Origin of the sequence: Pseudomonas sp. GM80 (genome assembly GCF_000282515.1) — a bacterium.
Taxonomy (GTDB): Bacteria; Pseudomonadota; Gammaproteobacteria; order Pseudomonadales; family Pseudomonadaceae; genus Aquipseudomonas.
On record NZ_AKJD01000038.1, the window covers coordinates 20,787 to 41,089 of the forward strand.

Annotated in this window: 12 protein-coding genes; 3 read left to right on the top strand and 9 right to left on the bottom strand. The window is 59.1% G+C overall.

What is annotated here, in order from left to right:
• The first annotated feature begins 113 nt into the window (after positions 1 to 113).
• Positions 114 to 7,235 carry a TcdA/TcdB pore-forming domain-containing protein gene (locus PMI37_RS03545; protein WP_008078153.1) on the top strand — a complete coding sequence of 2,374 codons (7,122 nt, stop codon included), beginning with the start codon at positions 114 to 116 and terminating at the stop codon, positions 7,233 to 7,235.
• Between the two features lie 64 nt (positions 7,236 to 7,299).
• Here the strand turns inward: PMI37_RS03545 and PMI37_RS03550 are convergent, their stop codons facing one another.
• Positions 7,300 to 7,956 carry a hypothetical protein gene (locus PMI37_RS03550; protein WP_008078154.1) on the bottom strand — a complete coding sequence of 219 codons (657 nt, stop codon included), beginning with the start codon at positions 7,954 to 7,956 and terminating at the stop codon, positions 7,300 to 7,302.
• A gap of 243 nt (positions 7,957 to 8,199) precedes the next feature.
• Between PMI37_RS03550 and PMI37_RS03555 the strand changes: the two genes are divergently transcribed.
• Both PMI37_RS03555 and PMI37_RS30880 read left to right on the top strand, forming a co-directional pair.
• Positions 8,200 to 9,018: a hypothetical protein gene (locus tag PMI37_RS03555; protein WP_008078157.1), complete on the top strand. Its 819-nt coding sequence runs from the start codon at positions 8,200 to 8,202 to the stop codon at positions 9,016 to 9,018.
• A 52-nt stretch (positions 9,019 to 9,070) separates the two neighbouring features.
• Positions 9,071 to 9,754, top strand: coding sequence for a hypothetical protein (locus PMI37_RS30880; protein ID WP_008078158.1), 684 nt, complete (start codon positions 9,071 to 9,073; stop codon positions 9,752 to 9,754).
• A gap of 35 nt (positions 9,755 to 9,789) precedes the next feature.
• On the opposite strand, the gene PMI37_RS03565 is transcribed toward PMI37_RS30880, so the two are convergent.
• From PMI37_RS03565 to prmA, 8 genes are all read right to left on the bottom strand, one after another.
• On the bottom strand, positions 9,790 to 10,386 hold the full coding sequence (locus PMI37_RS03565; protein WP_008078162.1) for a MarC family protein: 597 nt from the start codon (positions 10,384 to 10,386) through the stop codon (positions 9,790 to 9,792).
• Positions 10,387 to 10,433: 47 nt separating this feature from the next.
• Positions 10,434 to 13,211 carry a hybrid sensor histidine kinase/response regulator gene (locus tag PMI37_RS03570; protein ID WP_008078166.1) on the bottom strand — a complete coding sequence of 926 codons (2,778 nt, stop codon included), beginning with the start codon at positions 13,209 to 13,211 and terminating at the stop codon, positions 10,434 to 10,436.
• A 99-nt stretch (positions 13,212 to 13,310) separates the two neighbouring features.
• Positions 13,311 to 14,606: a phosphoribosylamine--glycine ligase gene (purD, locus tag PMI37_RS03575; protein ID WP_008078169.1), complete on the bottom strand. Its 1,296-nt coding sequence runs from the start codon at positions 14,604 to 14,606 to the stop codon at positions 13,311 to 13,313.
• Positions 14,607 to 14,780: 174 nt separating this feature from the next.
• Positions 14,781 to 16,388 carry a bifunctional phosphoribosylaminoimidazolecarboxamide formyltransferase/IMP cyclohydrolase gene (purH, locus tag PMI37_RS03580; RefSeq protein WP_008078178.1) on the bottom strand — a complete coding sequence of 536 codons (1,608 nt, stop codon included), beginning with the start codon at positions 16,386 to 16,388 and terminating at the stop codon, positions 14,781 to 14,783.
• Between the two features lie 83 nt (positions 16,389 to 16,471).
• Complete coding sequence (gene fis / locus PMI37_RS03585) at positions 16,472 to 16,792, bottom strand: DNA-binding transcriptional regulator Fis (RefSeq protein WP_003221275.1); 321 nt, start codon at positions 16,790 to 16,792, stop codon at positions 16,472 to 16,474.
• Positions 16,789 to 17,799: a tRNA dihydrouridine synthase DusB gene (dusB, locus tag PMI37_RS03590; protein WP_008078180.1), complete on the bottom strand. Its 1,011-nt coding sequence runs from the start codon at positions 17,797 to 17,799 to the stop codon at positions 16,789 to 16,791. Before dusB ends, fis begins: the two co-directional genes overlap by 4 nt.
• A gap of 185 nt (positions 17,800 to 17,984) precedes the next feature.
• Positions 17,985 to 19,271 carry a DUF3426 domain-containing protein gene (locus tag PMI37_RS03595; RefSeq protein ID WP_008078182.1) on the bottom strand — a complete coding sequence of 429 codons (1,287 nt, stop codon included), beginning with the start codon at positions 19,269 to 19,271 and terminating at the stop codon, positions 17,985 to 17,987.
• Between the two features lie 30 nt (positions 19,272 to 19,301).
• On the bottom strand, positions 19,302 to 20,180 hold the full coding sequence (prmA, locus tag PMI37_RS03600; RefSeq protein WP_008078183.1) for a 50S ribosomal protein L11 methyltransferase: 879 nt from the start codon (positions 20,178 to 20,180) through the stop codon (positions 19,302 to 19,304).
• Positions 20,181 to 20,303: the final 123 nt, after the last annotated feature.

Consider the following 20,303-nt stretch of genomic DNA (forward strand, 5'->3'; position numbering starts at 1 on the left):
AATTCCTTGTGGCTTGATCGCGTTGGCGGGGAGGAATAGTTTTTCCTTGTTCAAAAGGTCAAAGCGGCCTTGTGTCACTTCAAGTCAATGGTTGATAAAAGGGATTTTAGTGTATGAGTGAGTCAGAAGTCTCGCCGGCGAACGGCTATGTTGAATTTGTAGAACTTTTCAAACTGCAAACGCTGGAAGATGCATTGTCGGCCTATAAAAGCAGTAAGCAGCATGACGCGATCTTGCGTTATTACGCCGGCTGCGTTGCGGCAGATACGGCCTCTGAATTACTTGAACCGTTGAGATTGTTACAGCAGGCGCTTGCCTCGTTGACTGATTCTCCTGGTGGTCGCCGTCGACGTTCAACAGAGCCCGCTGCTCCTGTAGCGGAAGAAACCAAGGCTGAGGCGGAGTTGACGGTTATCAGCAACAGAATCGATGAATACGCCACTCGCCTGGCCAACAGCGTCGAGCAACTGAATGCCTCGGCCAGGGAAGTGGTGAAGTTGCAGCACTTTGTCTGGCTTGGCGGCGGGATCGGCGATATCCAGCGTGATTACATCAATGTCTGGACGCAGGTGCTGGGCCCCGAAGGCTATGCCTTCAAGCTTTGGTACGACAGTGATGCACTGCTGGTTCATGAAACCAATCGGATTGTGGTGGAAGCGGCAAAGGCTGATGCCATGGCGGCCGGAGGCGCAAGCGTTTCCGCGGGATATGATTTGGCCGATCTCTACGAAGCGCGTCTGGAAGTTTTGAAACTACAACTGTTCGAGCATGTGCAGGCGGGAAAATCTGGCGCCGATGAAGCGCGAATAGACTTGCTGGTACGTGCTTACGGTCAGGACGAAACAAGGCTACGAGAGTTGCGGCAGAAGAACCTGGTGACACTGCAGGCCATGAACCAGGATTTTTTGCGGTTAGTTGATGTGCGTGAGAAGGACTATTCATTCCCGCTTGTGGATATCTATGAACGTGAATTGAACATGCGTGGCAATCTGGCGGCGGCGGGCGATGTTCTACGCTACCAGGTGTTATTCAATGAAGGCGGAACTTACAGCGATGTAGATTACTTGCCGCCGTTCAAGAAGAGGCTGGGCGAAGTTCACGTCGATATGATCCGGGGAGATAAGCCCGCGCTGGCGGTACTGCAATTGATCCTTGATCGTAACCCGCATTTTATGCCCGGTCGTCAGGCTTTACGCGACCGCTACAACAGTTATGCAGAGGATATTCCGGCGGAGTTATTACCTGAAATTGAGGCGTTTGCTGCCAGCGGCCCTTTGTTGAAGGACGTGTTTGCCGCCCCCGAACCTCGTGTAGCCATTCCAGACGCATTGCGGGCTGCTTACGTTGATAATTCCGCTTTGAGCAATGCTTTTTTGATCGCTCACGCAGGCGCGGCGAGTTTGGAGGCTGTTACATCGCGTGTGCGATTCATGTACGAGTTGATGGATCAGTACAGAGATGCATTGATTGAGCAGCGAGTACCTGCGCTCGACGTTGACACCCAAATTCGGATTGCTACTGATGTGATCGTTGGCGCACCGGGGTTTAATGAGCTACCTCGTGAAATTCAGCACTACCTTCAGGCTCGAATACAAGATCTCCTCGGTTACTTTGGCGAAGGGGTGACACCCAATGCCAAAGGCACCATTCATTTGACCGGGCCGGGCGTCATGCGCACGGGGATGTCAGTCTACGAAGCAGCCCATTTCACGCCCCGCGCTGCAGCGGTGTTCAGCGAGCAGGCGAAGTTGCAGGACGGGTTCAACTACTTCACTGAAGAAGAGCAGGATCACAGCTGGCACGAGAAGTTTTCTGACTTCGAACAGTGGCGTTTGAGTGAACAGAAAAAATCGCAGGAAGGCGTATTCAAGGCCCGCTATGTCGGCGATGTCGCTGAGCTGCTCAAACGCCAGAGCATCGAATTCGATGAAGGCTGGCCCGTCATCGAAGGTCGTTATGTGCTGGCAACCGATATCCTTCAGGACCTCGCCGAAGGGCTTGGCGAACCTTTCTTGCGGGCGATGCGTGAAGGCTTCACCGGCACCGTGGGCTTTGCCCGTCTGGTGCCGCTGGGTTTTGATCAGCGTCAGGCCATTGTCGCGCAGAAGGCCAACGTCTTCGCCCCTGCTTCAGGCGCTACCGCAGAGACCCGCGATCTGCCACTGGATGAATTCCTGCAGCGATACGCCAAGGGCACGTTCGGGCTAGAGCAACTCAGTCCTTGCCAGCGCCTGTTGCTCGGCTCGTTGCTGGGTGCGCCGAGCCTGGACAAACACAGCTTTGAAGCGCTTGTCGTGGAACTCGATAACATCGCCAACGGTGTTTCGGAGCTGGGCATCTCAAATCGTTATGCGGTCATCGAGCGTGAGCTGTTCAAGCGTCAGGCACCGGCGTTTCTCGCCGGGCTGAAACGCCCGCCGGCCTCGCCTCCGGCCCATGATGAAACGGCATTGGCGTTGAAGAAGTATGCGCTGGAGCAACCACTGACACTGAGTCAGTGGGGGGAACATGTCGCGCGCATCCAGCAGGTGGCGAAGCTCGAGTTTCGCGACCGTATCGTCGAGCGCCTGAGTGATGTGCTCGACAGCTTCCACGGTGCCGACACCAAACTGGTGCCTCAGGATCTGTTGCTGGAAGGAGCGGGCGACACCATCGGTGGCCGCTGCTACCCGCTGGCACTAGTGATGGCGGCTGCCCTGCATCAGGGCGCTGACGCCATGAACACCCTGCGCGAGCGTTTCTACCTGGGCGTGATCGAGCCTTCTGATCGCGACTCGATGGCGTTTTTGCAAGTACTTGAAGAATTGCGCGATGAAAGCCTGGCTGATTCCGGCAGCGCCCTTGAGCGTTCAACGCTGGAGCAGGTGGTGGGCCTGCTGGAGGACGCCGATGCTACTCGCACGATCATGCTCAACTCTGACAATCACGCCATGCTGGTCGCTAAAACGCGGACTGGCGAGGGCAGCGCCTATCACTTTTACGATCCCAACTTTGGCGTCTTCGAATTTGCCCAGGCGCAGCCGTTTCGCGAGGCGCTGGAACGCTTTTTCATTGAGCATGAAATGGCTCGTCACTACGCCACGTTCGGCGAATTGTCCGCACCGACATTTGATCTGATCGAGCTGAATGCTGAACGCGTCGGGGCGCTCGTCGTGCCGTCGGGGTTGCAGGTGAACGAACTGCTGGCGCCGGGAGCACTGCGCGAAAGGCCGCTGTTGCCCGGGCGCCAGCGCCTGACCAGTGCGCGCGGGCAGTCGCTGGTGAACAACATCAATCTGGGCAACAGCCTGCGTGATCTGGACGGTCACTGGTGGGCACAACAGATCGAGCAGGCCACCCGCCGACTGCAAATCGACAACCAACTGACAGCAAGCTTTGCGCCGGTGTTTGATTCGCTGGAAGTGACGCCGACGGGTGACTATCACCTCAGCCTGGTCAACCTCGAGGATCCGCAGCAGTGGGTGAAAGTCACCACCCGCGATCATGGGTTCTTGCGCATCAAACAGTTCTTGAGCGAGCGTTTTGCCAGTCTCGCCCGACAGCCTGTGTCCGCTGGCAGTCCGCCGGATCCGACCGAAGCCGGCAGCGTCCACACCCTCAACGCCGGGTTTACCATTCAGGCATTGATGCATGCACTGCGTTCGCGCGAGGGTGATACGCGGGAGCTGACCACGGCGGTGCGTTTGCACGCCTACATCAACTACGCGCAGTTGCTGCACGGCAACCTGGTGGATATCGCCGGTGTCATCCAATTGGTGCGTCAGGCGCTGGCGCAGGAAAAACTCATCGCCCAGACCAGTACATCGGTGATCGGCGAAGCCCTTGGGCACGTCGCCGGCGAAGGCGTTGGCGCAGTATTGGGGCTGGCCAACGTCGGGTTTGATATCTATCAGTTGAGCGAGGCGGGCAGTGATGCCGAGAAGGCGCGCTTCGGCACCCAACTGGCGTTTGACTCCGCCAGTTTGCTGGTTACCGGTTCCGGACTGATCGCGGCAGCCGCCGGCGCAGGCACGGCGGCGGCGGTGCTCGGCGGCGCCGGGGTGATTCTGGGCGGACTGGCCATCGGTGTCGGCGCATTGGTTGAAGGATTCGCCGGTATTTTTGAACGGGCCAGACAAGTCGGGTTGTTCTTTTACGAGTTCGATAAAGCCGTGCGGCAGGGCGGTTATCGACTGGATCCGCAGAGCAAGGCGTGGTCGGCCCACGCCTCGTTGGTGGTCGAGTCCGTTGACCTGCTGACCGGTCAGCTACGTCTGGGCAGCCCTCAACTGTTTCCGCTGCGTGATCATTTCGGGGTTCCGGACTACGAGGTTGATTTCACCCGTAGTGTGGATATTCGCCAAGGCCTGGAGTTGCCGCAGACGTTGGCTTTTTCGCCGCAGGCGGGCGACTTGATCGTCCTGCCCTGTACGCCGAAAACCTGGTATGGCTACGGCTACAAAGCCTTTCCGTTCGCCAATGAAAAGCACGCTGAAGGTTTTGACCTGGCGCGCCGCCTGGAGGAGCCCGGGGCTGATGGAAAACGCAGGTTTTTGTTCTCGTTCTACTCGTTTCCAAGTGAGTATCTGGTCGCAGACATGGCGCCGGTCTACAAACCCTCATCGATTGAAGTGCGGCTGGACACTGTCGAACGAACGCTGGTGGTGCCGGTGTTGCCGAAAAACTGGCACGGCTTGATCAGTTACGACATTGAGGGCTGTGGAGCGCCGTGTACTTTGTTGCTCAATCCCGGGGTCAGCCTGTCATTCGCCGGCACTCATATGGCCACCACACGCTGGACATTGCTGGCGAGCTGGGCGACGCAAGCCGATGTCAGCTTGTCCGGCGACCGGCTGGATATCGGTGAGATGAGCCTGTGCTTCGACGACGTCAATCTGCATGAGGTCAGCCTCAAACTGGCCGATCAGGTCCTGCGTATCGACTTCACGCAGCAGACGCTGCTGCTGGTTTCAGCAGATCTGCAGCCGGGCATGATGGACCCGCGCACGCTGCATGGGCACTTCAAGAAACTCGCCCATGAGCATCGCCTGGCGTTGCCCTATACGCCGGTGCATAACTATCGGGTGCCCTTCGAAGACCCTGGCCAACCGCGCGACACGACGGCGTTCTACGACGCCCGGGAGGATCGCTTCATCTACATTCGCGATGAAGACCTGCCGTCAGCCGATGAGGCCCAATTGGGTATGGTCATGGGCCAGGATGCGTTCTTTTATCAACCCGACAGTTTCCTGGTCTGGCAGGTCGATGTCGTCACCGGTCTGATCAGCCATCACTACCGTCTGCTGGCGAGCGTCACGGGCAGCCGCATCACTCGCTGCGAGCCTGTTGCCGGTGGCGCCGTACAGGTGACGCAGGAGATACCTCGCGCCGGTCAGGCTGCAGATGTGCTGAGCTACCTGATCCGCGATGGCGAGGTGTATCTGACTTCATTGGTACGCGGGCCGGACAGTGCATTGCAGGCGCTTTTCAGTGCGACACCGACGTTGTCCGACTGGTCGCTGGTGCTCGGTGAATTCTATAAATTGCGCGAGCGCGAACACACCGCAACCGCTGTCGTCGTCAATTGGCAGCCGGCGCCAATCGTCTCGGTCTGCTGGGCGATCGATTCGAACCAGCGCGATATGGCGTGGGTGCGTCATGAGGATCGTTTGATCATTCGTCCGCCGGCGCGTCGGCACCATGCTCGCGGTTGGGCCGACTCGATCAAGAATATGCAGGACCTGTTGTTGATAGTGCCGTCAGGCGGGCAGCAGGATTTGTTCGTCGTCTACGACAAACTGCACAAACGCCTGTTGCGCTTGCAGCGCAATCAGAGCGCGCAAGCGGGGGCACACTGGTCGCAGGCAAATATCTGGGTCGACGGGTTGCAAAACATTCTGGCCACAGACCACGGTTACGTGGCGCTGAGTGAGAACGGGCTGTGCTTCGACGTGACGAATGATGGTCAGCTGTCGCTCAGTGGCCTGGCCGAATCGTGGTTCAAACAGCGCCCTGAGTGGTGGACGCACTTGGCAGAGGTCGCGGCGCAACACCCCGTTACCCGTTTTGCGCTGCTGGGATTGAGCAACGCCGCCGGTGATGCAAAGTTGTGTGCCTGGTACGTCGACGATCGTTTGTTGCTCGCCGACCTGGGGCCGGGTGCTCATGTTCGTCTGCTCGGGTTTACGCCGGACCGGCAGGCCGCCTGGTTGTTCGAGGTTGATAGCGGTGTCATCTATCGCCAGGGTTTCATCGCGGCTGATCGACTGTCAGCAGCGTTCGGTCAGGGGACTCGGCTGTTACAGGCTGACAGGTTGCCGGCACCGCAACGGCGGTGGGTGGATTGGCATTTTATCGACGTGACGGCCAAGGGGGCAGAGCTTAGAGGCGTTACCGCGCAAGGTCTGATGTTGACCTTGCAACAGGACCAGCCCGCGTTGCTGACCGGCGTCGAAAGCCAATGGGTTTCGACGCATGAAGACAGGTTGCTGGCTGACCTTGCGGCACTGGCGAACTCCCATCGACACGTGGATTTCCTGTCCGTCGACACGCCGCAGAAAGTCCAATGGTACGTCGCCGCCAGCGGGCAGTTGCTCGGGGTTGATCGTGCGTTGGTGCAGCCTTCCAGTGCTTTGCTTGGGACGCGGCAGCAAGGCCATGCACTGATGCTCCATGACCCGGCGCGGGGTATGGTTCAAGCCTTTCCGGGCGAAACCCGAATCGGGCCACTGCCTTATGCTCGACGTGACACTGACGTGATGACGCTGGAAGGTCAGCAGTTGATCGGCGATGTTTTACCTTTGCTTCCCGACGATGTCAAAACCCTGGTATTGCGCCTGGGGCAGGGCGCCGTGACGTATCGACTGTCGCGGGGAGCCTGGCTGAGGCTGGATTCGCTGGTGCTCGATTGCCGACCGGCCTTGGCCGGTAAGCCAGCGATTCCCGGCAAGTTGATCTGGGAGCTGGATGATCCCGGCAAGTTGCTGCTGAGCATCGTTGGCGAACATCTGGTGCTGATCGAACCGGACAGTGGTCACGCGGTGATCATCCGGGAAGCCTGCGCAGCTGATGTCAGCTTGCGTGGCGAGGTTGTCCTGGCGTTTGCCGGCTATCGCTCGCTGCTTGTGTCTGCGCTGGTCGCGGCGATCGCTGATTTGGGGGCCGCCGCAACAGGCGTGTCGCTGGAAGAACTGGTGGGGCGTGCGACCAATTCGGTCGAGGTGGCGCCTGCCGATCTGGATGCCTTGATCGATTGAAAATGACGCCATTGTGCGTGCCCCGGTTTGGCCAGCGCCGCCAAACCGGGTTTTCCTGGCCGGTTTATGAGCGTTTCTTGCGCAAGGCAAAGCGCTGCGCAGTCAGTTTTTTGCGTAAAACTTCAAATAGACGCATTTTTTGTTCATCAAGGATATTTCGATCAAGAACAAAAAAAGCCTTGCGTTGAAGGAGGGTCGTCGAGGTCTCCTCCCACTTCCAGAATAGAAACTTGCTTTGCTTCACTTTGCTGATCAGTTCGAGTTGGAAGACCGCCAGATGAAGATTTCCTTTGGAATCATAATGAGTGGGGGCCACTTGAAAGCGCCGCCCCATGGAACTCTCTTTATCGAATGAAACCAGGGCCGTCTCGTCCGAACTCAATGCGTCCAAGGTATCAATCATCGCGTTTCCCTGAGGGCGGCCATTGAATAATTCAATATTTTGCACCAAATGATCGGCGATGGTCCCGGAGATATTGTGTTTTTGGGTCTCTGTATATCGCCCCCCGTCCAAGGCTTTCCATCCAAAATATTGCAGGTTGGAATAGTACTCTTGAGCCCACTCCAGAGAATCGCCAAAACGACTGGTACTTCTTTCGGAGAGCATTGTTACGATGCGAGTGCAATCCGTCAGATAGTCATAATCTTCTATCGGCAGGCTTCCGATGAGCGAGATCAAGTTGTGGTTTTCGAGGATGCCCGTTGGTGTTTCGTTGTTCATTGTTTTCTCTTTAGGGTTAAGTTCTGTTCGGTGTGGTGGCTGTTTGTTGTGGTTGATATTGGCAAGTATTACTATTTCTGGCTTGAAGTTGTTGTGAGAAATTATTTGTTGGTTGTGTTGGCGTTCTAGGGTGGTTAATAACATTGTGAATTAACTTGATGTTGTTGGTTTTTGTTTGATGGGTTAGTTTCGTTTTGCGCTGTCACTTCGATGCGTTATTAATCAAAAGGAGTTTGAATTTTTATGGAATGCAAGATTTCGTGTAAAGAAAGCAACGCACTGGTCAAGGCACGTATTGGCAAACGCCAGTCGCTGCCTGTGGAAGTTTTCCGTAGCGCCCGTGTGCAGGCGTTCGGCGCCGTGGATCCAAACAGCCCGACCAAGGATCTGGACGCTATCGTATTGGCCAATACCCTGGTGGGTTACGGTGACAATATCTCTCTGGAGAACATGGCGATCATCGAAAACATCATCAAGTTCTCCAAGCTTGAAGCCAACTTTGAAGTTCCTGGGAACGATCCTGAAGCGTGGTACCGCGCCTTTGTACAATGCATGGAAGATGCCGGCTGCTTCGTGGCCGACTCCGGTTATTCGGTATACAAGAAAAGCACCCAGCAACTGACCATGGATAATATTGTGGTTGATATTGTCAAGGCCGGCATCGCGGCAGCCAAAGCGGCCATTCCGGGGGCAACAGTGCTCTCGGCAATTACCGACTCGACCCTGGATGCCTTGAAGAAAGAGCCGGAAGCTATCAATCTGCTGAACCGTGAAGTGACCAAGGATAAAGGTGTTCGGCTTGCGGTAATGCCGTGCGATCAACTAAAGAATGGAATTATCCTGACGTCGCTGTCGTCGATCGACAGTGTGGGCGGCGGGAATGAAACTTCGCCGTTGTTTTTCAACTGGAAAACAACCAATCGCAGCATCTTTCGCGGCAGTGCTTACATCACTTTCAATCCGTTGCGTTATGCAGACTTGAAAGGCGATCTTGAAGAGTACCTGGGCGAGCACTTCAAGGCCGCACTGAGCAAACGCTTCCAGCGCCGTAAAACCAAGTAATCCGTAGAGACAGGCTGCCGGCACTATCGCCGGCAGTTATCGGAGCAAATAGATGAACTACTCGGTTTATGTCAATGCGGGCGTGCTTCTGGTGGTATCCAGCGCCTTGCCGTCGACGATCAAACAGGATGTGCTGGACACGTTGGCATTTGCCCGGCTGGCGGCTGACGAAGATGTGCCGCAGGGGGTGCAGGATTCACGGTGGTTCGACATCTACTCGGGGATCCTGTCGGCCTGTGGCTGGAGTTTTTTCGCCGAGCAGCAGACTGATCTAGCCCTTTTGGGGCCGGAGTCGACTGTTTCAGGCCAAGAGGAAATGCTCGAGTTGGCTGAAACCCATTTGCCTTCCGGGCAGGGGCTGTTGATCTCGGCGGCTTTGCGCAGGCTGGCGTCAGCCTCCAGCGATGCGGCGCTGATGCAAAGCCTCAAGCGTCATTGCTTGTCCGCAGAGGCCGGGAGCGTGCGGTTCAGGGCAATGGCCGGGGTGGTCGAGGCGGGTGGTTTTCTCGGCATGGTGTCCGTGTCATTCGACACGCAAGGCAAAATTGACCCGTGTTATTGGGAGAGTGGGGCTGCGCGGCACACGCCCGTCGGCAACGTCATTCGCCGTGGTTATTCGGCCCGTTTCAATCAGGCTTTATACGACGAATTCAGAGCCGACACGCGGGAGTGGCTGGCGGCTGAGTTACATCCACCCTCGGTCGAGATCGGCCCGTTGTTTAGCGAAAAGCACTGACCTGTCGCGTGACGACACACCTCGACGTTCGGGGCTTATGGCACCAGGTAGCCTTTGACCCCGGTGAAGATGATTTGCGCGGCCAGCGCACAGACAAACAGGCCCATCAAACGGCTGACGATCTGCAGACCCTGATCGCCGAGAATTCTCTCGATCCGGTTCGACAGGTACAGCACCACGCCGACGGTGAAACTGGCCAGCACAATACTCAGAATTGCCGTGAGCTTGTCGTCCCAGTGCGGCTGGCTCACGCCCATCACCAACAGCGCCCCGATGGTGCCGGGGCCGACCGTGATCGGAATGGTCAGCGGCACGATGGTCACGTCCTGCTGCACGTTATCGGCCTGCACCGCTGATTTGCCCTGCGCCATGCCCAGCGCCGAAATGAACAGCACGCTACCGGCGCCGATCCGGAACGCGTCAACGGTAATGCCGAAGACGTCGAAAATCACCCGCCCGAACAAGTACAGCAGGACACTGGAGATCAGCGTGGCGAGGGCCACTTTCCAGGCCAGGCGCCGTTGTTCCTTGCGTGAATAACCACGGGTGAGGGTAATGAAGCACGACAACACGAAGAACGGGCTGTAGAGCACCAGCATCTTCAGGTAAACACTGAACAACACGTGGAGCATGGTGCTGGCTCACTGGCGAGGGTAGTCGTGGGGGAGTCTATCAGGCGCTACGACGGTTGGGTTGTCGCTCGATTCTGCTGATCGCGCTCAGCCACCCAATGCTCGATCAACTCACGCAATTGCGACAACTCCACCGGTTTGGACATGTGCCCGTCCATCCCGGCCTGGCGTGCACGTTCCTTGTGTTCGGCGAGGATGTGCGCGGTCAGCGCGACGATCGGCGTGCGGATACGCTGATTGCTGACTTCCCAGGCGCGGAGTTGCTGGGTGGCGGAGAACCCGTCGAGGATCGGCATTTCGCAGTCCATCAGCACCAGGTCGTAACGCTGGGCTTTCATCGCTTGCAGGGCTTCTTCGCCGTTGCTGGCGGTGTCCGGCTGCAGGTTGAGCTTGCCGAGCATGCCGCGAATCACCTTGGTCGAAATCGTGTTGTCTTCGGCGACGAGGATGCGGAAGTCGCTGGGTACTTTGGCGGCCGTGGCGGCGGTCACCACCTGCGGCTGGAACACCACCTGACCTTTGTTGCGCTGGTTGAGCTCGTCCGCCAGCGTGGTCTTGAGGGTATACCCGGCCACTGGTTTGGCCAGAATGCGCTTGATCCCCGAGTTGCGCGCGATGATCTTGCTCGGCGCATTGCTGATGCCGGTGAGCATGATCAGCAGGATGTCGTGATTGAGGCTCGGGTCTTCCTTGATTTTGGCGGCCAGTTGCATGCCGGTCATGCCGGGCATGTTCTGATCGAGCAGCACCACGTCGAAGTAATCGCGCAGGTGCGCCTTGGTGCGCAACAGCGCCAGCGCTTCCTTGCCCGACGGCACGGCACTGACATTCAGGCCCCAGGCGCTGCACTGCTGGACCAGCACTTTGCGGCACGTGTCGTTGTCGTCGACCACCAACACGCGCGCGCCTTGCAGCGGGCTGTCGAGGTCAGAGGTCGGGTGTTCGAGGCGATCAGGATCGAGCGGCAGGGTCAGCCACAAGGTGCTGCCCTGAGTGGCGCCGCTCTTGATGCCGAATTCGCCATGCATCAAACGAATCAACTGGCGGGCGATGACCAGGCCGAGGTTACCGCCCAGACGGTTGGCCGAGAGGAAGTGCTTGCTGTGCAGTTCGGCGTGCATCAGCGCGTCGCGCTCTTCCTGTTCCATCGGTGCGCCGCTGTCCTGCACAGCGATACGCAGACGCGGTTTGCTGCTGCGCTCGTCGAGGGCGACGACGATCAGCACTTCACCTTCCTCGGTTTTCTTCAGGGCGTTTTCCAGCAGGCTCAACAGTGTCTGGCGCAGACGCGTCGGGTCGCCGCTGATCACGCGCGGCACTTGCGGCTGGATGAAACTGATCAGCTCGACATTCTGCTGTTCGGCCTTGGCGCGGTAGATGCTCAGGCAATCGTCAATCAGGGCGTTGAGGTCGAACTGCACGTCATCGAGTTCAATCTGCCCTGACTCGAGTTTGGAGATGTCGAGGATCTCGTTGATCAATGTCAGCAGCTCGTTGCCGGCGCTGTGAATGGTCTGCACGTAGTCGCGTTGCTTGACCGACAGCGGCGTGCCCAGCAGCAGTTCCGTCATGCCCAGCACGCCGTTCATCGGCGTGCGGATTTCGTGGCTGATCTTGGCGAGGAATTCGGCCTTGGCGTTGATTTCGGCGTTGCTCGCGGCAAGGTCGCGGCTGACGCTGAAGCGGCTTTCGGTAATGCTGCGCTGACGTTCGCCGAGGGCGATGCTCATCAGCAGGCCGCTGATGCAGATGAACGCCATCAGCGTCATGATCAGTCCCTGTGGCGACACCAGTGTCAGCCCCAGCAGCGCAGGCAGGATGATCAGCGTGCCGATGTTGAACACGACCATGGCGGCGACGAACAGGCGCGCCGGGCGGTAGCCCTTCTGCCAGTGATAAAACGCAACGAACAACATGCTCAGCCCGGCCAATGCCACCAGCGCGTAGGTGATGATGTTCAGCGGCAGCGTGTTGACGAATAACAACAGCAGGCTGCATGTCACGATAAACAGGATGTCGCCCAACAGCAGCTTGTTCAGCGGGTGCGGGCCGAGCGGGGCGAAGAAGCGGTAGGCAAACATCAACCCGGCCGGGGCCGTCAGCAGCAGGGCCAGGTAGGCGCCCGGCGTCTGGATTGCATGCCAGTTCGGCAGCCAGGGGCCGGCGAGGTTAAGCAGCAGCAGCAGACTGAGCCCCAGCAGGCCTTCGCAAACCGCCAGCCACAGACTGCTGCGCGAGCGCGAATAGGCGTAGCGCACCAGGTTGTGCAACAGCAGCATGCCAAGGCAGCCGAACAGCAGGCCGAAGATCAGCGTCTGGTTGTGATTGGCTGCGCTCATCACCGCCGATTGCAGGGTGACGTGCGGGCGCAACTGATGGTCGGAGACCATGCGCAAATAGATATCGAGGGGTTTGTCGCTTTGCGGCAGCGCCAGCAGGAAGTCGCTGCTCGGCAACGGCCGTTCGGCCTGGGGCTGGTCGGTGCCGGTGTTGCGTTGTTCGATCAGCTTGTCGCCGTCGAGCACGTACAGACTGAGCTGCGACAGGTCGGGGGCAAAGATACGCAGCACTTGTTCATGCTTGCCCGGTGCCAACCGAAAGCGCAGCCACTGTGCGCCATTGGGCTCGGACGCGGTGAGGCGATCAAGCTCAATGGGGCTGAATTGATTGGTGTAGCGGGCGGAACGGATGTCGCTAAGTTGCAAATTGCCCTGATCGTCAAGCAATACCGACCAGCCACTGCCTTGCGCGGCCTGGGCCGGAAGCATGCAGAGCAAAGTCAGCAGCGTGACGGTGAAGCTTATGGCAATCCTGAGCCAGCGCACGGCGAAATCCCTTCGTAGGTTGATGCCAGAATATAACGATGCGCGGCGGCGGAACAGCCCGGCAGGGAATAGCCTCCCTTGCCGGGCCTGATCGACAGCTTATTCCTGGGTTTCGCCACGTTCACGGGCAATGGCGCGGTAGCCAATGTCCTTGCGATAGAAGCAGCCTTCCCAGTCGATGGCCGCTGCCAGCTTGTACGCTTGCTGCTGAGCTTCACCCACGCTTGCACCCATCGCGGTGGCACAGAGTACGCGACCGCCGGCGGTGACGACGTTGCCGTCTTTCAGTGCGGTACCGGCGTGGAAGACTTTACCTTCCAGCTTCGCCGCTGCATCCAGACCGTTGATCGCCGCGCCCTTGGCGTAGTCGCCCGGGTAACCGCCGGCGGCCAGTACGATGCCGACGCTCGGGCGTGGATCCCACTGCGCTTCAACCTTGTCCAGCGCTTGCGCCAGCGCGGCTTCGACCAGCAGCACCAGGCTCGATTGCAGACGCAGCATCACCGGTTGGGTTTCCGGGTCGCCGAAGCGGCAGTTGAACTCGATGACTTTCGGGTTACCGGCCTTGTCGATCATCAGACCGGCATACAGGAAGCCGGTGTAGACGTTACCTTCTTCAGCCATGCCGCGCACGGTCGGCCAGATCACCAGATCCATCACGCGTTTGTGTACGTCGGCGGTGACCACCGGGGCAGGGGAGTAAGCACCCATGCCGCCCGTGTTCGGGCCACTGTCGCCGTCGCCAACACGTTTGTGGTCCTGGCTGGTGGCCATCGGCAAAACGTTTTTGCCGTCGACCATGACGATGAACGACGCTTCTTCGCCGTCGAGGAATTCTTCGATGACCACGCGTGAACCGGCGTCACCGAAAGCGTTGCCAGCGAGCATGTCGCGCACCGCGTCCTCGGCTTCAGCCAGAGTCATGGCGACGATCACGCCTTTACCGGCGGCCAGGCCATCGGCCTTGATCACGATCGGTGCGCCTTTTTCACGCAGGTAAGCCAGGGCCGGCTCGATCTCGGTGAAGTTCTGGTAGTCGGCAGTCGGAATCTTGTGACGGGCGAGGAAATCCTTGGTGAAGGCTTTCGAACCTTCCAGCTGTGCAGCGCCGGCAGTCGGGCCGAAGCAATCCAGACCACGGGCGCGGAACAGGTCAACAACGCCAGCCACCAGCGGCACTTCCGGGCCGACGATGGTCAGGGCAACGTTTTTCTCGGCGAAGTCGGCCAGTTGCTCAAGGGCCAGCACGTCGATGGCGACGTTCTCGCACTTGGCTTCAATGGCGGTGCCAGCGTTGCCCGGCGCGACAAAAACCTTCTGCACGCGCGGATCCTGAGCCACTTTCCAGGCCAGGGCGTGTTCACGGCCACCGCTGCCAATGATCAAAACATTCATTTCAAAAACCTCAAAATTCTGTGGACGCTACCAAACCTCAGCATTCAAACCCTGTAGGAGCTGCCGAAGGCTGCGATCTTTTGATCTTGCTTTTCAAAAACAAGATCAAAAGATCGCAGCCTCGTTTTACTCGTCAGCTCCTACATGGCTCCTGCGTGCAGAGGGAGCGGGGAATCAGTGACGGAAGTGGCGCATGCCGGTGAACACCATAGCGATGCCGGCCTCGTCAGCCGCAGCAATCACTTCGTTGTCACGCATCGAGCCGCCCGGCTGGATCACCGCAGTGATACCGACCTTGGCCGCGTTATCCAGACCGTCGCGGAACGGGAAGAACGCGTCCGAGGCCATCACCGAACCGGCCACTTGCAGACCAGCGTGCTCAGCCTTGATCGCCGCGATACGCGCCGAGTTTACGCGGCTCATCTGGCCCGCGCCGACACCGATGGTCTGACGGTTCTTGGCGTAGACGATGGCGTTGGACTTAACGTACTTGGCAACTTTCCAGGCGAAGATCAGGTCGTGGATTTCCTGCTCGGTCGGCGCACGTTTGGTCACGACTTTCAGGTCATCGGCGCTGATCATGCCGATGTCACGGCTCTGTACCAGCAGGCCGCCGTTGACGCGTTTGTAGTCCCACGCTGCAGCGCGGTCAGCCGACCACTCGCCGCAGGCCAGCAGGCGCACGTTGGCTTTGGCCGCAACGATGGCGCGGGCTTCTTCGCTGACGCTTGGGGCGATGATCACTTCCACGAACTGACGCTCGACGATCGCCTTGGCGGTCTCGGCATCCAGTTCACGGTTGAAAGCGATGATGCCGCCGAACGCCGACTCGGTGTCGGTGGCGCAAGCCAGTTCGTAGGCCTGACGGATGCCGCCTTCAGCGTCCGGGCTGACCGCCACGCCGCACGGGTTGGCGTGCTTGACGATGACGCAGGCTGGTTTGACAAAGCTCTTCACGCATTCCAGCGCAGCGTCAGTGTCGGCCACGTTGTTGTACGACAGCTCTTTGCCTTGCAGTTGGGTCGCGGTGGCGATGCCGACTTCGGCAGGCTTGGCTTCCACGTAGAACGCCGCGCTCTGGTGCGGGTTCTCGCCGTAGCGCATTTCCTGCGCCTTGATGAACTGGCTGTTGAAGGTGCGCGGAAATTCGCTGCGACCTTCAGTGCTCAGGGTTTCAGCGGCCTGGTTCACGGTGCCCATGTAGTTGGCGATCATGCCGTCGTAGGCAGCGGTGTGTTCGAAGGCCTTGAGCATCAGGTCGAAACGCTGAGCGTAGGTCAGGCCGCCGGCCTTGAGGCCTTCCAGCACGCTGGCGTAATCGCTGGCATTCACCACGATCGCGACGTCTTTGTGGTTTTTCGCTGCCGAACGGACCATGGTCGGGCCGCCGATGTCGATGTTCTCGATCGCGGTCGGCAGGTCGCAGCCTGGCTTGTTGATGGTAGCTTCGAACGGGTACAGGTTGACTGCCACCAGATCGATCGGCTTGATGCCGTGCTCGCTCATGATTGCGTCGTCGATACCGCGACGACCGAGGATGCCGCCGTGGATTTTCGGGTGCAGGGTTTTCACCCGACCGTCCATCATCTCGGCGAAACCGGTGTAATCCGCGACTTCCACTGCGGCAACGCCGTTGTCACGCAGCAGCTTGAACGTCCCGCCGGTGGAGAGGATCTCGACGCCCAGGGCTTCAAGCTCCTTGGCGAATTCGAGGATCCCGGTCTTGTCGGAAACGCTGATCAAGGCGCGGCGGATCGGCAGGCGGGTAGTCTGGTCGGTCATCTCAATTTCCATCAAAAGCAAAGGAAGTCAGCAAAAAAGGCGACCGTTTTTTACGCGGGCGCCTTTCTGGTTTGATTGAATGCTTACAGCAGATCGTACTGCTTGAGTTTCTTGCGCAGCGTGCCGCGGTTGAGACCGAGCAGCTCACTGGCCTTGGTCTGGTTGCCCTTGACGTAGTTCATCACGCTTTCGAGCAGGGGCGCCTCGACTTCGGAGAGCACCAGGTTGTACACATCCGTGACGGATGCGCCCTCAAGGTGGGCGAAATAATTGTGCAGCGCCTTCTCGACACTCCCGCGAAGGGTCTGGCCTTCTTCGCTCGGGGTATTGAGGTGCTGTTTCAAATTCACGTTGTCGCTCACGGGTGCTGTTCCACTCACTAAAGTCTCGGTCATCATCGTCATGCGGCCACCCCTTCTTCGTCCCCTGTCAGGCTCTTGTAATGCTCGGCGAAGAACTCCCGAACATTGGCGCATTGTGTTTCCGTACCATCCAAACGATTGAAGTGGGCGCGAAACTCCTTGGCGCCCGGCAAGGTTGCGAGATACCAGCCCACATGCTTCCGAGCAATTCGCACGCCCATCACGTCCCCATAGAAAGCGTGAAGTGCGGCCAGATGCTCAAGCAGTATGTGTTCCACCTCGATCAGCTTCGGCGCCGGCAATTTCTCGCCGGTACGCAGGAAGTGTTCGATCTCGCGAAAAATCCATGGCCGCCCTTGGGCGGCACGGCCTACCAACAGGCCATCGGCACCGGTCGCATCAAGCACGTAACGGGCCTTCTCCGGCGAATCGATATCGCCATTGGCAAACACCGGGATCGACACGGCCTGCTTGATCGCGGCAATCGTGTCGTACTCGGCTTCACCCTTGTACAGATCGGCGCGCGTGCGGCCATGCACGGCCAGCGCGGTGATCCCGGCCTGCTCGGCGATCTTCGCCACGGTCAGACCGTTCTTGTTGTCGCGATCCCAGCCGGTGCGGATCTTCAGGGTGACCGGCACATCAACCGCAGCCACAACGGCCTGCAGGATCTCGGTCACCAGTGCTTCATCTTTCAACAACGCGGAACCGGCGGCCTTGTTGCAGACCTTCTTTGCCGGGCAACCCATGTTGATATCAATAATCTGTGCGCCCAGTTCGACGTTGGCCCGGGCTGCATCCGCCAGCATCTGCGCGTCGCCACCGGCAATCTGTACCGAGCGTGGCTCGGGATCGCCTTCGTGGATCATGCGCATGCGCGACTTGCGGGTGTTCCACAAGCTCATGTCGCTGGTGACCATTTCCGAGACAACAAGCCCTGCGCCCAGACGCTTGCACAGCTGACGAAAGGGCTGATCGGTGACACCCGCCATCGGGGCGAGAATCAAGCCGTTCTGCAATGTGTATGGGCCGATGCGTACCGCCGACATAGGACTTCCCTGAAGTGGGGCCGGATCATGAGAGTTCGAAAAAGGGTTGGCATGATACCCGCTCTCGATGACTGGATAAAGGCTGAATTGAACAAAATCTGAACAGTTATTCTGTTATTGCCAGCGGTTTGGTTACGCGCTGCAAAGTCAGAAAACTGCCGTCAATTCAGAAACGATGAAGCGATTCACTCGGGCGAGTGGAAACTCAGGCTGTAATTCACCGCTTTGGGGCCTGGATCGAGAATATCCAGCGCGATGTGGATCGGCGTCTGCGGCGGCATTTCCGCCAGGCCTTCGAGATCACCGCTGAGGTATTCGCCGGGTTTGAAGCGACGACTGGCAATCAAGTGACCGTTGAGATCGGCAAAGCGCAGTTCCAGCAGCGGAAACGGCTGGGAGAACGTCGCACGGTTATAGATGATTGCGTCCACCACCAGGGCGCCACTGAATTCGGGATGGCTGCGCACCACCAGGTTGCTGCTCTTGATCCTGGCGATGTCTACCTTCGACGGCACGCTGCAGCCGATCTGCGGGCAAATCTGCTGGAACCACGGACGGTATTGATCCTGTCGCGCCAGTTCGTCGAAATGATAAGACACGTATTGGGCGACGAGACCGCCCGCCGCCAGCAGCACCAACAATAGCCACAGCAGGCGTCGGCCCCATGGCGAACGGCGCTTCTGCCAGTCCAGTTGCAGCGGGTCGTCGGTCAGGTCTTGCAATACTTCAGCGCGGACGCCCGGCTCGGCGCGGTCACGTTTTTTGCGCGACGGTTCGATCGTCGGCAGGTCGTCGTCATCGCTTTCGTCGCTGGCCGTGAAGCGTTCGCGACGGGCCTTCGGATCAATCGGATCGTGCAGGCGCAGTTGCGGAATGGCCGGTTCGTCGTCCAGATCCACCGGTTCCAGCGACAACGAAGGCTCGGTGCGTGCGGCTTTGACCGGCTCGATGTCGACGGTTTCTGGCTCGTCTTCTTCGTGTTCGGCAGTGTGCTCATCGGAGCGTGCGCTGAACAGGCTGTCGCGCCAGAGCGTTTCATCCGGTTCAGGGCTGTCGCGGCGTGCGCTCAGGGAATCTTCGCGTTGACGACCGAATTCGGTGGTCGGCTGGATTTCCCGTTGTTCGAGGCGAGCGAGTTCTTCGTCCAGATCGAGGCTGTCGAGATCCAGCTCCGAGGCGCTCCACTGCTTCTGGCTGATGGCGCGCGGCGCCGCTGGCTCAATGGCTGGCGGCTCGACAACAGGAAGCTTGGCCAGGCTCGGCGGCTCGGCGGCAGGCAGCTCGGCAAGCGGCGGCGCGACCGCTGTCACCGCGTCCTTGCCGGCGTGTTGTTCCAGCAGCTGCTTGGCCGCGTTGAACACTTGCAGGCAGGAGCCGCAGCGAACCACCCCGCGGGCCACGCTCAATTGAGCGTGGCTGACACGGAAGCTGGTTTGGCAATGCGGGCACTGGGTGACGAAGCTGTCGGTCATGCGGCGATCCGGATTATGCAGGCGGTCATTCTAGCGCCGACGGCCGGTGATGCGCACCCAGCCATCGCGATTGGCGATCGGATCGAGATCGAAGTCCTGCGCGTAAGCGGCGGCGACTTCATCGCCTTGCTCGGCAAGGATGCCCGACAGCGCCAGACGGCCACCGGATTTCACCAGGCTGGACAGTTGCGGCGCCAGCGAAACCAGCGGGCCGGCGAGAATATTGGCGACCAGCACGTCGGCTTGCACTTGCGGCAAATCTTCCGGCAGGTACAGCGGGAACAGCGCTTCGGCAATATTGTTGCGCCCGGCGTTGTCGCGCGACGCTTCCAGCGCCTGCACGTCGATGTCGGTGCCAACAGCTTCTTTCGCGCCGAGCAGCAGGGCAGCGATGGCCAGAATCCCCGAGCCGCAACCAAAATCGAGCACGTTGCAGTCTTTCAGGTCCTGACCGTCGAGCCATTCCAGGCACAGCGCGGTGGTCGGGTGGGTGCCGGTGCCAAAGGCCAGACCCGGATCCAGCAGCAGGTTGACTGCGTCAGGTTCCGGCGCGGCGTGCCAGCTCGGCACGATCCACAGGCGCTGACCGAAACGCATCGGCTCAAAACCGTCCATCCAGCTGCGTTCCCAATCCTGATCTTCGATGACTTCGCTGTGATGCTCGGGCAGCGGGCTGCCGGTCAGCAGTTCCAGATGGGCCAGAACCGGTGCCGGTTCAGTGCCGCCTTCGAACAGCGCCAACAGATGCGTGTGTGCCCACAGCGGGGTGGTATTGAGTTCCGGTTCGAAGATCGGCTGATCTTCGGCGTCCATGAAGGTCACCGACACGGCGCCCACTTCAAGGAAAGCGTCTTCGTAGGTTTCGGCTTGTTCCGGGCTGATGGCGAGACGTACTTGCAGCCAAGGCATGGCGGGCACCTTTGAAAAATATTGATTGCAGCCTAGCGGCCGGCGAGAAGCGCGCAAGTTTACGCGAGCGCGGCGCAGAACACGAACATGGTTGAAGATCAAAAGATCGCAGCCTTCGGCAGC

Excerpts from the sequence above, each read along its gene's own strand:
- PMI37_RS03545 (WP_008078153.1), top strand. The coding sequence starts at position 114 with ATGAGTGAGTCAGAAGTCTCGCCGGCGAACGGCTATGTTGAATTTGTA.
- PMI37_RS03550 (WP_008078154.1), bottom strand. The coding sequence starts at position 7,956 with ATGAACAACGAAACACCAACGGGCATCCTCGAAAACCACAACTTGATC.
- PMI37_RS03555 (WP_008078157.1), top strand. The coding sequence starts at position 8,200 with ATGGAATGCAAGATTTCGTGTAAAGAAAGCAACGCACTGGTCAAGGCA.
- PMI37_RS30880 (WP_008078158.1), top strand. The coding sequence starts at position 9,071 with ATGAACTACTCGGTTTATGTCAATGCGGGCGTGCTTCTGGTGGTATCC.
- PMI37_RS03565 (WP_008078162.1), bottom strand. The coding sequence starts at position 10,386 with ATGCTCCACGTGTTGTTCAGTGTTTACCTGAAGATGCTGGTGCTCTAC.
- purD (WP_008078169.1), bottom strand. The coding sequence starts at position 14,606 with ATGAATGTTTTGATCATTGGCAGCGGTGGCCGTGAACACGCCCTGGCC.
- purH (WP_008078178.1), bottom strand. The coding sequence starts at position 16,388 with ATGACCGACCAGACTACCCGCCTGCCGATCCGCCGCGCCTTGATCAGC.
- fis (WP_003221275.1), bottom strand. The coding sequence starts at position 16,792 with ATGACGATGATGACCGAGACTTTAGTGAGTGGAACAGCACCCGTGAGC.
- dusB (WP_008078180.1), bottom strand. The coding sequence starts at position 17,799 with ATGTCGGCGGTACGCATCGGCCCATACACATTGCAGAACGGCTTGATT.
- PMI37_RS03595 (WP_008078182.1), bottom strand. The coding sequence starts at position 19,271 with ATGACCGACAGCTTCGTCACCCAGTGCCCGCATTGCCAAACCAGCTTC.
- prmA (WP_008078183.1), bottom strand. The coding sequence starts at position 20,180 with ATGCCTTGGCTGCAAGTACGTCTCGCCATCAGCCCGGAACAAGCCGAA.